Source organism: Sphingobacterium sp. GW821-FHT03E03, assembly GCF_059420745.1.
Genome location: NZ_JBWKUH010000050.1, coordinates 1 through 12524 on the forward strand (window position 1 = coordinate 1; position 12524 = coordinate 12524).

At 35.9% G+C, this 12524-nt stretch carries 8 protein-coding genes; 5 read left to right on the top strand and 3 right to left on the bottom strand.

The window, feature by feature from the left end:
* The first annotated feature begins 659 nt into the window (after positions 1-659).
* Together AC07UV_RS25380 and AC07UV_RS25385 are read left to right on the top strand one after the other, a co-directional pair.
* Entirely contained in the window at positions 660-3611 is a 2952-nt protein-coding gene (locus AC07UV_RS25380; RefSeq protein WP_495185802.1) for a SusC/RagA family TonB-linked outer membrane protein, read from the top strand.
* Positions 3612-3621: 10 nt separating this feature from the next.
* Complete coding sequence (locus tag AC07UV_RS25385; protein WP_495185803.1) at positions 3622-5106, top strand: RagB/SusD family nutrient uptake outer membrane protein; 1485 nt, start codon at positions 3622-3624, stop codon at positions 5104-5106.
* A 441-nt stretch (positions 5107-5547) separates the two neighbouring features.
* Here AC07UV_RS25385 and AC07UV_RS25390 read toward each other — a convergent pair whose 3' ends face one another.
* From AC07UV_RS25390 to AC07UV_RS25400, 3 genes are all read right to left on the bottom strand, one after another.
* Entirely contained in the window at positions 5548-6981 is a 1434-nt protein-coding gene (locus AC07UV_RS25390) for a hypothetical protein (RefSeq protein ID WP_495185804.1), read from the bottom strand.
* Between the two features lie 82 nt (positions 6982-7063).
* Positions 7064-7792 (bottom strand): hypothetical protein, encoded by a 729-nt coding sequence (locus AC07UV_RS25395; RefSeq protein ID WP_495185805.1) that lies wholly within the window; start codon positions 7790-7792, stop codon positions 7064-7066.
* Complete coding sequence (locus tag AC07UV_RS25400) at positions 7779-9605, bottom strand: O-antigen ligase family protein (protein ID WP_495185806.1); 1827 nt, start codon at positions 9603-9605, stop codon at positions 7779-7781. Before AC07UV_RS25400 ends, AC07UV_RS25395 begins: the two co-directional genes overlap by 14 nt.
* Positions 9606-9879: 274 nt before the next feature.
* On the opposite strand from AC07UV_RS25400, the gene AC07UV_RS25405 reads away from it, so the two are divergent.
* From AC07UV_RS25405 to AC07UV_RS25415, 3 genes are all read left to right on the top strand, one after another.
* Positions 9880-11139: a hypothetical protein gene (locus tag AC07UV_RS25405; RefSeq protein ID WP_495185807.1), complete on the top strand. Its 1260-nt coding sequence runs from the start codon at positions 9880-9882 to the stop codon at positions 11137-11139.
* A gap of 7 nt (positions 11140-11146) precedes the next feature.
* Complete coding sequence (locus tag AC07UV_RS25410; protein WP_495185808.1) at positions 11147-11563, top strand: hypothetical protein; 417 nt, start codon at positions 11147-11149, stop codon at positions 11561-11563.
* A 502-nt stretch (positions 11564-12065) separates the two neighbouring features.
* A complete protein-coding gene (locus AC07UV_RS25415; RefSeq protein WP_495185809.1) occupies positions 12066-12518 on the top strand; it encodes a hypothetical protein in 453 nt (150 codons plus the stop codon).
* Positions 12519-12524: the final 6 nt, after the last annotated feature.

Sequence of the window (12524 nt, forward strand, 5' to 3'; positions counted from 1 at the left end):
AGCATAGAAATCCCATGAGCAGAACGTAGAAAGTAAAGTAAGCGAGAACCTGAGTGGTTACGATTAACGTATATCTTTTTTAGTTTTTTATTAATAAACTATTTATATAAAAAAGATTAATAAGAAAAAATAGGGTTTATGAAAATTCATGGATTTTCAGGTGATTACGGCTGGAAAATGATGATTTTATAAAATGAGAAAGTATAAATTTTAATACGATCACTAACAAGTAATCTATTTATATCGAAGAGAAAATGGTTGACAGCCCAATGGCTCTGGCGCAGCTAAAGGCAAACTTATAATATCGTATACGAGTATTATCAACAACTTTTCAAGTTGTATCCCGCGGGATTTATACTTTGTAAGATTTTCCTTTGGATCAAGTGGATGAATTAGCGAGTGATGCTATTGTTTAACGAAGATTTCTGGCTATTGTGCTGTCAGGATATTGACAACAATAATCATTCTTCATTTAAGAATTAAGCCAAGGATAATACCTTAAAGAATTGATACTGTAAACTATAAGCTCTAAAGTTAATAAGTCTATTTGATTTTTAACTGATGCTTCATAATACATCTAATGTTTTTTAGCACAATACCAAACAAGAAGATGAAACTAAATTATTCCTAACAAATTTTACATAAACTTAAATAAATACATGAAACACAAATTATTCAGTTTTTTATTGGGTGGTGCGATCGTGACTTCGGTAGCATTTGCCCAGGAAAGGAAAATTACGGGGCGAGTTGTGACTTCGGAGGGACAACCTGTTGCTGATGCAACCGTTGCTGTGCACGGGGCAGACATTGCAACCAAGACAGATGCAAATGGAAATTATTCTATTTCGGTACCTAAAGGTGGAAAGGTTATTTTTCGGTTTATTGGATATGATGATCGAATTGTCACGATCGGCGACCGGAAGACCGTATCCATAACCCTAACCTCTTCCAATTCGGCTTTGGATGAGGTTGTTGTGGTCGGTTATGGATCTGCACGTAAAATAGGCTCTACTGTAGGGGTACTCACCAAAATTGGCGGGAAAGATATTGGTGGAAAACCCACCGCAAATGCTTTGGAGGCGCTGCAAGGAAAGGTTCCGGGCCTACAGGTATTTACTTCAAACGGGGAACCTTCAACTACGCAATCAATTCGTTTGGATGGTGTGGGATCGTTAAGTGGTGATAATACACCGCTTTTTGTAATGGATGGTATTCCAATTGGAAGGGGATCAATCGTTTCTATGAATCCGGAAGATTTTGAAAGTGTTACCGTATTAAAAGACGCATCTGCAACATCAATTTATGGTGCAAGAGCAGCAAATGGAGTAATTTATATCACTACAAAAAAGGGGAAAGCAGGTGAGCGTGCTACAATAACTGCACGTACGCAATATGGATGGAGTAATTTAGCAAATAGAGATCCACAGAAGAGGTTCATGACTCGATCTGAGCTTCAGGGCTTATGGTTGGAAACTGGTTTTAGAACGCAGGATCAGATTGACGAGATCAACAAGACTTACCCTAACGACTTTAAATGGGACGAATATTATTACAAGAAAAATGTGCCCCTTAAACAATACGACTTGAATATATCAGGAGGGTCTGGAAAAACACAATATTATATTGCAGCCGGATATATTGATCAAGAAGGTGTGCTGTATCGCTCTAATTTTGACCGGATTACACTGAGAAGTAATATTACGTCTAAAATAAATAATTGGACTACTGTTGGTTTAAACTTAGGTGGCGGTTATGATCGGAGACAAACCAACGGATGGGGTTCAAATAGTACGAATGGGGGGTTATCAATGCTTGTCCTTCCATGGTTTTCTCCTTATGATGTGGATGGAAATGAATATTATGACAAAGCTATTCCAGGATGGGGTAAATACAATCCAAGATATTTGGCTGATATGAATCCAGCTCCTTCAGGAAACCAGCAATTTAATCCGACCGCATTTATCGAAGTGAAGCCTTTAACCGGGGTGACAATTAGGTCACAGGCAGGTATGGATTATTATAATAGTCGTACGTCAACCAGAAGATTACCCTCTTATGATGGCGCAAAAGGTAAAGGAACTGCAAATGAAGCTTACTCACAAGGCGTCTATAGAACAATTACAAATACAATTGAGTATACAAAAACCCTTAAGGATGCGCACGAATTTATTATACTGGGGGGGCAGGAATATTCAGATTATAGACAGGATGATTTTTCTGGATCTGCTGGAGGTTTGACGGACGATAGATTAATTCTGCTTTCCAATGCAACGATAGATAAAGATGTCAAGCAGTCTATAGATGAATTTGCTTTTTTATCATATTTTGGAAGAATTTCCTATAATCTTAATAAAAAGTACTTTTTGGATGCTACAATTCGTAGAGATGAGTCTTCACGTTTCGGCAAAAATTTGAAAGGGGCTAATTTTTGGTCTTTAGGTGGAATGTGGAATGCCAAAAAAGAGGTTTTTCTCCAGGATAACGAATGGGTAAATGATTTACGTGTACGATTGAGTACAGGATCGCAAGGAAACTCTGGAATTGGTAATTATGATGCCATAGCAACTGTGGGTACAAGCACTTATGACAATGCTGTTGGTTGGGCAATATCTACTCCCGGGAACCCAAACCTATCTTGGGAAAAACAAACCAAAACCACCTTTGGCGTCTCGGCCAATCTATTTGGACGAATTACTATCGACGCGGATTATTTTCACAGATCGACAAAAAGCTTGTTAATGAGCGTGCCTTATCCATTTACAACAGGTTTTGGAGAGGTGAGATCCAATGCTGGGAATCTTGTCAATAATGGATTTAATTTGGGTCTGAGCGCTCAGATATTTAATTCTAAAGACTATTATTTGACTCCATATGTAAATTTAGGATTCGTTAAGCAGAAGGTTACGGAAATTTTTCAGGATAGAGACTATTGGGTAGTTCCCAATACAGGAGTAAGTTGGGCTATAGGTAAACCAGTAGAATTTTTCAATCCAATACAAGCGGGAGTCAACCCGGATAATGGACTGATGCAGTGGTATTTACCAGGAGAAAATATTTCAAAGTCAACCCGGGACCCTAATCGTGTAACCACTTCGTTCAATACCACTGCTCTCCAACAGAGTACGGGGATTAAGAGGTATCCCCCATTTAATGGTGGTTTTGGTTTTGCATCGGGATACAAAGGGATTTATTTAAACGTTGACTTCGCATTTTCCAAGGGAAAATACCTAATTAACAATGATAGATATTTCTTTGAAAACGCATCTAATTTCGCAGGAGATAACCAATGGAGGGATGTACTGGACTATTGGAAGAAACCGGGAGATATTTCCAAATTTCCAAAATATGGGCAGATCAACCAGTTTGATTCAGGCTTGATAGAAGACGCCTCCTTTCTACGGATGAAAGGGTTATCCATTGGTTACAATCTACCAAAAAGTGTTTTCCACAGTCAGAACTTTTTTAGAAGTGCAAGAATATTTTATACTGGAAGAAACCTGCTGACATTTACCAAATATTCTGGCCCTGACCCTGAAGTTGATTCGAATCTAACTCTTGGAGCTAATCCAAATACAAAGCAATCGGTTATTGGAATTGAATTACAATTTTAATTATAGCAAAATGAAAAAAATTAAAAATATTTTAAGTATCCTATTATTAGGGATGGCAATCCAATCCTGCAGTTTGGATAAATTTCCCCAGGATAAAATTGAGTTAAATAAATCATTTCAAACTGTTGAGGACGCTAAGAATTGGGATAATGCTACTTTTAGCTTTTTTAGAAGTCGCTTGTATGGCATTTATACCCAAGTTACAGATGTACAGGCAGATCAATTAAATGCTGTCCAAGATTTTGGCAATAATTACGGAGATGAACATCGATGGACAAATTTTCTTTCGGACAATTACTCTATCAGAGATATTTACAGGAATTATTATTCGGGAATAAATAATTTGAATACAGCAATTAAAGGGTATGCTACAATTGTTCCAAGGAATGATGCTGAAAAGCTACTTTTAAATCAATATATAGGTAGTGCCCATCTCGCTAGGGCGTACTATTACTTAAATTTGAGCTTGCGTTTTGCGAAAGCTTATAATCCAGCTACTGCTTCGAGCGAATTAGCAGTTCCACTGGTATTAATTCCGGAGATGGAAGCAAAACCAAATCGTGCTACAATAAAGGCCGTGTATGAACAGATTTTATCAGATATAGCTGTGGCAAAAACAAATCTGGCAAATGAAAAGGGAAAACTAGCCGCTACAAGATTTACGATCGATGCGGTCATCGCATTGGAAGCTCGTGTAAAATTGTACATGAATGACTGGAATGGAGCTTCTACCGCTGCGGTACAACTAATTAAAGAGGGTAAATATCCATTGACGACTACACAGGATGCATTAACTAAATCCTGGAGCGAAGATAGTGGAGCTGAGGTGATTTTCCAGCCTTTTGTATTAAGGCCGAATGAATTGCCAAATACAATCTCAACGGTCCATGGGTATAATGCCGCAAATAAAGATTATCGACCAAATTTTATGCCGTCACTATGGGTAATCAATAGTTTCGATAACCTGGATTTTAGAAAATCTGTTTATTTTAAAGAGGTAATTGTTGGCGGGCAGTCTTTAAGCAAACCTCAAAAAGGAATTGTTGTAAACAAGTTTGCTGGATCACTTGCAACGGGACTTAATATAGATCAAACAACCAATTATGTAACTCCAAAAGTGTTTCGTATAGCTGAAATGTATTTGATTGCGGCTGAATCCTATTTTAAAGCGGGTAGTGAAGCCGAAGCATCCAAATATCTTAATGAATTAAGGGTTGCGAGAGGTTTAACTGGAGTCTCCTCATCGGGCAGCGCTTTGTACCAAAGTATCAAAGATGAGCGTACCAAAGAATTGATCTTTGAAGGCTTCCGGCTGGATGATTTAAAACGCTGGAACGAAGGTTTTCAAAGAAGAGAGCCGCAATTGCCTTTCGCTAGACCTGGTGAAGAGTATTCTGCAAAGAAAGTGGAGGCTGATAACCCTAAGTTTGTTTGGGGACTGCCGGCAAATGATGTCACGATCAACCCAAATATTATTCAAAACTCCGGTTGGTAATTTCTAATGAAATAATATTTTAAGATATCATATTTTTTGGAAATCTTAAAAATTGTCGATATCAAGCTTATTTTAACGACTAAATAATTGTAATCATTTAAAAAAAATCTGTTAGGAACTTCAGTAAAGACCCAACTCTACTAAAGGAATAGTTGGGTCTTTACTATCTTCGTGTTTTTTGAATACCTCCATATGCGACAGATTCAAGTATTATAATCACGATTCGAGTCCAACATTTTGGAGCTAATAGTGTAGTTTTACAGTTTTTAGTATATCGTCTTTGTCTCTAATACTCTATAGTCCGTCGGAAGGGGTGTAAACAGGATGTTTATAGGCGCTATTGAGCATGGCATCTGTTTTACCAAATCAGCTAATCAACCTGATAAAAATAAAAAAATAATATATCAAATATACTCCAATTTTCATTTTTTAAATTATTCTTTAATACCATATAACAGAATCTTTCACTACATAGAATGGCCTTTCCAATCTTCGATTGGCAGCATGTTCCATTAATGCAAATATCTGACGTGTGGACCTAAATTCAGGAAAAATGATCAGAGAGTCCTGTTTTGGGTTACGCATCAAAATTGTATCCCAGTCCCCCTTAGTGTTTAGTGCAAGAAGTTTGTAGGATTTTTTTCGCCTTACCCAGGCATCTTCACCATAGTTATTTTTCTCCAACTTAATACGGATGATGGATGGTTTGGAATTTAAATCTTCATTGTTTACAATTTTCAAATTTCCTTCCTTTTCCAAAAGAAAGACATCTCTTTTCAAATTGAACGCTCCTTTACTATTATAAAATCCAGCGCGGTAGAGTATATCAACTCCCAAGTTTTTGAATAGAAATCTACCTTTTCCAATTGGTGCACCATAAAATATTGGGCGCCACTTACCATAACTATACGTACAGATAAAGGCAATTTTTCCATAAGCCTCTGGAAGACTTAGGGAGATGTCTTTGACATCAGTATATTCACCAGTAACATCTATCCAATGGTTGTTTTCCAGCTCGAGAATAGGAAAAGGTATCTTTGGATCTAAAAGAGGTAGGATACTTTTTTTCCAACCGTATGATTTCTTAAAAGTCCAGCGGAATGCCTTCGAAATCCTATGCTCACGAATAAAACCCTGCTTCTTCTTTGGTTTAAATTTCTGAATGTCACTGTCCCAGGATACAGCCGTGCTATGTCCAGCATTACCACCTCCATAGAATGGAGTGAAGTCAATTGTTGCCGGTATCCCCAGCGAACGATATAGGTATACATTTTTTATAGATTCACTCTGACAATCACCGCTTTTCTCCATCATTATTTCGGAGATCCCCGGCCAGGAGGATATTCTGTAATTCCCTTGTTTCCCTTTGAAAAGACGTGCTGTATCTAACAATTCGAGTTTCGATTGGATGAGAGAATCTATTTCTTTCTTGGAAAGCTTTCTTTTCGGGATACTTGAAAGGATTATGTTTCCAAAGGTATTCTTGAAAGTTTTCTGCCAGGGGCCTCCTTTTTCATACAGTACCTTATAGGGTAGCAAATAATTGTTCGCAATAGAGTCCGGAATTTTAATATTCCATGGATTTTTAGCTTTTAGTTCAAGAGCCCTTTTGGTATTATCATAGACGGAGGTGTCATCCAATAATGTATGTTCACTTATTGGTTGGCTGGTAAAAAGTAGTTTTTCATACAGGATAATCTCTGAGAGTCTTGATGCATTTTGGACCGTATCAAGATTCAAGGGATACCTTTCCCCATTTCTTCTATAAAAAACAGGAATGATTGAATAAAGGTCATCTGTATTGTCCAGTATCATGTTTCTGATATCCCTCGGGAGATTGGAAATGTCTTTTGGTGTATTAGAACACGATTCCATGAATATAAACACCGTTGGAAACAAAACAAACAATATTCTTGTGATGGGAAACGTCACTTTCATTTCTATTTTAATTTTTTATTTATTTGAATATTACCAGCATGATACAGACTGCGTCCCTGTTTTGATCCCATTTTAACCTGGTCCAGACCTGAAATGGGGAAACGGACTTATATAGTGTCAATCCCGATGAAGCCAACATTTCGAGTAATGCATTCTCAAAAGACTGGTTGATACCATACACTGATTGTCCCGCTTTCTGTTTGTCATGATATCGTGTTTCAAATGTGATAAAACGATCTTTGTCAACTAAGTTTTGGACTGAGAAACGAAGAAACTTCGTCAGGTCCGATATCTTTAATAAATATGAAGTATTTGACCCGGAAGTCACGACAGAAATGAATTTTTGGTAATCATTCATTTTCTCGTAATGATAAGCTTCATAAATCGCTTTGATATCTGAGCCTGAAAAATTTGGATAGAGATTTCCGTAATGGCTATGCATCAGTCCATCCAATTGCCCTTTTGGCGTAAAGATTATACTTGACTCTTCTGGATTACCTTTTATTCTTTCGTAATTGAAATAATTTATTTTAGAGAAGTATAGCAGATACCCTGTTTCATAATTTAGCATCCTAGCATCGTCTGTTAACGAAGTTATTCGGCGCGTAAATTCCGAATTGCCTTTAAGGAAATCTACCTCACATCCATTTGAACTTATTGATGGATCAGTTATCTCTTCATTCTTTTTACACGAGGATAGAAGTATGAAGGTCATCAGAAGGCATAAATGAAATTTATTGTGTTTCATATTCTTGTATATATTTGCAAGCTCTGTCTCTTATTTTATAAACTTTCTCCGATCCAATTTTGATCTTCTTTTTGCATATTCTATTTGCGATCGCCCTTGCTTTGACGTTTTGACCAGTGTTGATATAGAAATTAAAAAGGGAATCAAATGGAACGAAAAGCTTTGGATTCATATAGGTAGCTTTGATATAATATTGCTCAGCAGCTGCAAGATCACCTAGGTTTATGGCATTTTCAGCGAGTTTTAGCTGAAGCTCAACGCTGTTACCATAGAGTGTGGCACATTTTAGAATTTTTCTAGCTTCCTTAGCCATTCCCAGATCATGCAATTCCGCACCATAATTGTATAAGAAAGTTCCATCATTGGCAAGTAGCGGCCTGATTTCGGCATAGGTTCGTAAGGAGAATCCCTCTTGAACAAGGATATTTTCATGGGCCGTTTTCCATCTTAAAATAGCCCATATCTTAATGCCGGAGGCAAATATGGTAGAGATACACAAACTCATAATCAAGTAACCTATTTTTTTTCCTATACCTAGGTTTATGTGCATTGATTTTTGGGACTCCGCTTGTCCGTGTCCGATCCACGCGACAAATGATAAAAGAATCATGTTGATCGCAAGATCTTGAGATGGGTAAGAAAAGATGCCAAAAATTGCTAGTGCTGTTCCCATTGATGCAGATGTCAATAACAGGAAACTATCCTGTTTTTTTGAATGCAATAATTTTTGAGCGAGAGACCTTATAAGGCAGACCTGAATAATAAAAAATAAGACAAAACCAATAATCCCTTCTTCGATGATAACTTTGTAATACTCATTGAAGATATAATAATTCATCGAGGCGAGCTGTATTTCATTCTGAGGGACTTTTGCATCTGAAAAATATTCAGCCTGATAATTGCCATATTCAATAAAAAACGAGCCGTAGCCGAGCCCTGTGAATGGATTTTGGATGGCCATAGGGATAGAAATCTTCCAGATCAGCAAACGTCCGTCTATAGAGAGCGTATTCATACTTATGAGGAGATAAATACCTATAGCAAGCGCCATTCCAGCAACCAGTATCTTTATTCTATTTTGCTTTTTTAAAAGACCTATAGCATCAATTTTAAATAATGCAATGCAACTTAATCCTCCCAGTAGAGCAAGCCAGGATGTGCGCGATCCGGAATAAAGAAGGGCTACAAAAATAAGTATGGAAATAGCAACATAAATCATTTTCGATATTGGATTTTTAATGTCACTAGTAAGTTGATTGATGGTTATTAGTAAGCCCAGGACCAAAAAGCATCCATAAATTCCGGGATTTATAAATGTTCCTGAAACCTTGAAGGTTTCACTGAATGGTTCTATCAAAGAAAATTTCTGGAGGGTGCCCAAAAGTGCCTGTAGAGTGCACAATACAACCAATCCTGAGAGTATTGACCGATAAAGCGGTTCTATTTGGCTTGTGGGGCTAAATCTTAATGATAAATAATACAAAAGAAAGAAGAAAGAAAGATAGATATCTTCTGAAGGCAGATTAGGGAGTGATTTTATGATATTATTTCCTGCAGAATAAATTAGAAATAAGATAATGGCAATGTCAATACTTCCAATAGACCTGATACTTATTTGTTTTGTCACAAAAAGCAAGAAGCCTACGAGTCCAATGAAGGTAAAAATAAAATGCCTTATAGTTGAAGAAAGCCAGAATAAATCGATGGTTTTGTGATAATTGGAAAGTGCAGCTATGGCAATTAATAGTATCAGCAAAGTCGACCTGACTTTTATGTCCGTTATAAATATTAAACTGTTCGACAATTTTATCATGTCATAGAAGTATAATTTGTAGTGAATTCAGAGATCTTTTGAAACTTTACTGTTACAATATAATATGATTTATATTTTATTTTTATTGAATTTATATTTTATTTCAATAAAAACAAAGGTATTGTCAGTGTTTTTATATTTTTTTCTTTTGAATTGCTGAAAATATATTTAATTTAATGAATCAAATTTAATATGTAACGAACAGAAGTATATGATAGTGATTAGTTTGTCATTAAAAAATTTAAGTGAAACAATTATAAAATAACAACAATCAATGAAAAGAAAATTTAACATTACCCATGGTATGAAGCCATGGATTTTGCTATTATGCGCATCGCTGATAGTAGTTTGGGCCTGCCAAAAAGAACAGAAAATTGACCTCGGTTCAGATCCTTTAGAGAAAATCAATGCGCTTTCAAAGTGGTACGAAAAACAGCTTCTTCCCACAGAAGACGCTACGTCTTTTACAGGGATGAATAATCCATCGTGGAAAAACACAAAAGTTGTCCAGAAAGGAGATACAATCTTTTTTACGACGCTGGTGTACGCAAAAAATAATATTACCAGAGAACTCCAAACAACATACCATGACGGGATTTATAGTGGAGTGGTTCGTCAATATAATTTTGCTTCTAGTGATTCGCTATTAACTGCTACTTTAACATTAAATGGAAGGTTAATAGATGTTGGATACTTCGATAAAAATAAGAACTATACATTGCTCTCTCTCGCAGGAAACAGAAACCTTGTATTAATGGGAACTGAAACAAAAGATGGTGGTACCCTTCCAACTCCCGTAGTAACACGTCCTGTTCCTGGTGAACCAGATCCTAACAATCCGGATCCTGGTACACCACCAACCGGTACTCCTCCTACGCCAACATTTCCTGGTACCGGTACTCCTCCTACGACAACATCTACCTATACGGTTATTAACCATATAACTGATCCCTGCTTAAAAAAAATAGTGGATGCAATTATAGCGAGTAACGTTCAATCTGCAACAAAACAGGTTCTTATAAGAGCGTTTCAAGATAATCAGGACTTTAATCTGAATTTTTACCAGACTACTTCTCTGACAACTGACAATCATGGTTTAGCTACGCTGGAAAACTATACGACAAATCCTGATGGATCATTTTCAAAGATGAATGTTAGAGTTGATTTAAATGTAAATACCTTGCCTAATGCATCAAAAGAATATGTTGCAACAGTAGCAATACATGAAACTATTCATGCTTATCTTTACACGAAAGGGTTTTTCGACAGGTATACACTAAAAACGGTGGAACAACATGATATAATGTGGTCTAGCTACATAGATGTTATGGCGAACTATTTGAACAGAAATTACGGGATGGATATAAATGAGGCTAAGGTATTAGCTACCGACGGTTTGCAGAATACTTTTCAAAGTAAGATAGAGGATTCAATTTATATATCATTAAAAAATAATGTTAACGTTCCTTCTGATCAGCGAGCGAAAATAGCACAAGCATATAGAAGTGGTACAAAAGGAACAACATGTAATTAGAATACTTATGAAAGGATATGCTTTTATTCTAACAAATATCACATTGCTGATTTTGTTATTTGGATGCTCCACGACTACGACTACACTTCGTATGATGGTAACAAGGGAGCCGATTGGGAAAATCTCCTACAAAAGAGTCAACGATAAAAATATAGAAAAAGGACAGGCAGGTGTATTGATCCAATTGTTTGATTTTGAGACAAAAACTAAAATTAGCATCGCTGATGTAAAAGAATTGCCTGGAATAGTTAAAGACAGTACAATGAATTCTAAACTCCTTATTTTCAATAGGGATAGTATCCCGCAACGCATTATCATTAAGAAGGCAAAAAAAGGAGGCGTTATTATATCGCCAGAAGTCGGTAAAAAAAACTTGGTGATTTACAAGTTATATCTTTACAAAGCTGAAGCTGGAATTTTTTAGATTTAGGATAGCTATTGATAAATCTGCTAAAAACAGATAAAATTGTTATCGGTATTTTTTTTGAAATATTCATTTTGATCGATAATAAATACAAATCCTAAAAAAATGCCATTTTTATTACGTCCAGGAAAGGATAAAAAGAACCTTATAGACTTCAAAATATATCTGACTCCTGACATCCGTGGTATAATATAGGCATTTAAATGGAATCTTAGCCTTTTTTATCTTGTGTATTCAGATCAGAATACACAAGATAAATAGATTATTATAAGTGAAAGACTTGATTAATATAGTCAAAATAGACTATAATATATCATTACGTAATCGATGTATATCGTCAATCGACATTTGAACAATCGTAAAGTGATTCATCTTCATATGCTTATCCACAAGCTAAACTTTCTATAAACTGAGGTATTCCAAAATGAACGAAAATTAAGAGAAAGTTTATGTAATAGTTACTTTGTATTAACAATTCAATTCATCCTTTAATATAGCATTAATGATGTCAACGAAAATAAATTGCAAACATAATATTATCAGAGGAATTTCTTTGATTTTCTTAATTTTAGTAGGTCAAGGTCAATTACTATTTGGACAAAAGAAGCTCGCAGATGAAAAGCTGATTGAATCTTTTATCACTGAAATAGCAAAAACAGATACAATTTCTGATTCATTTGTATCTAAATATATTGCCTTCAATGAGGAGGAGAAAAGTATTTCTGTGATAAAGCGAAGCTTAAACGAACTAAAAACTACATGTTCACCAAGCAAGGAAAAGCATGCAAAGCCAAATATTATCCAACTGGATGTTATTGATGGCCAACCAAATTCTAGATACTATAGTATTCGGATTGATAGTGATCGTGCATTAAATCTTGTTATAGACGCAGACAAAATAACTTCGATATCTTTGTTCCAGACATCAAACTACAACACGTTTATATTTTTTTAAAAAGTT

Bases quoted from the DNA above. Each gene is read 5' to 3' on its own strand.
- AC07UV_RS25380 (WP_495185802.1), top strand. From the start codon at position 660: ATGAAACACAAATTATTCAGTTTTTTATTGGGTGGTGCGATCGTGACT.
- AC07UV_RS25385 (WP_495185803.1), top strand. From the start codon at position 3,622: ATGAAAAAAATTAAAAATATTTTAAGTATCCTATTATTAGGGATGGCA.
- AC07UV_RS25390 (WP_495185804.1), bottom strand. From the start codon at position 6,981: ATGGAATCGTGTTCTAATACACCAAAAGACATTTCCAATCTCCCGAGG.
- AC07UV_RS25395 (WP_495185805.1), bottom strand. From the start codon at position 7,792: ATGAAACACAATAAATTTCATTTATGCCTTCTGATGACCTTCATACTT.
- AC07UV_RS25400 (WP_495185806.1), bottom strand. From the start codon at position 9,605: ATGATAAAATTGTCGAACAGTTTAATATTTATAACGGACATAAAAGTC.
- AC07UV_RS25405 (WP_495185807.1), top strand. From the start codon at position 9,880: ATGAAAAGAAAATTTAACATTACCCATGGTATGAAGCCATGGATTTTG.
- AC07UV_RS25410 (WP_495185808.1), top strand. From the start codon at position 11,147: ATGAAAGGATATGCTTTTATTCTAACAAATATCACATTGCTGATTTTG.
- AC07UV_RS25415 (WP_495185809.1), top strand. From the start codon at position 12,066: ATGATGTCAACGAAAATAAATTGCAAACATAATATTATCAGAGGAATT.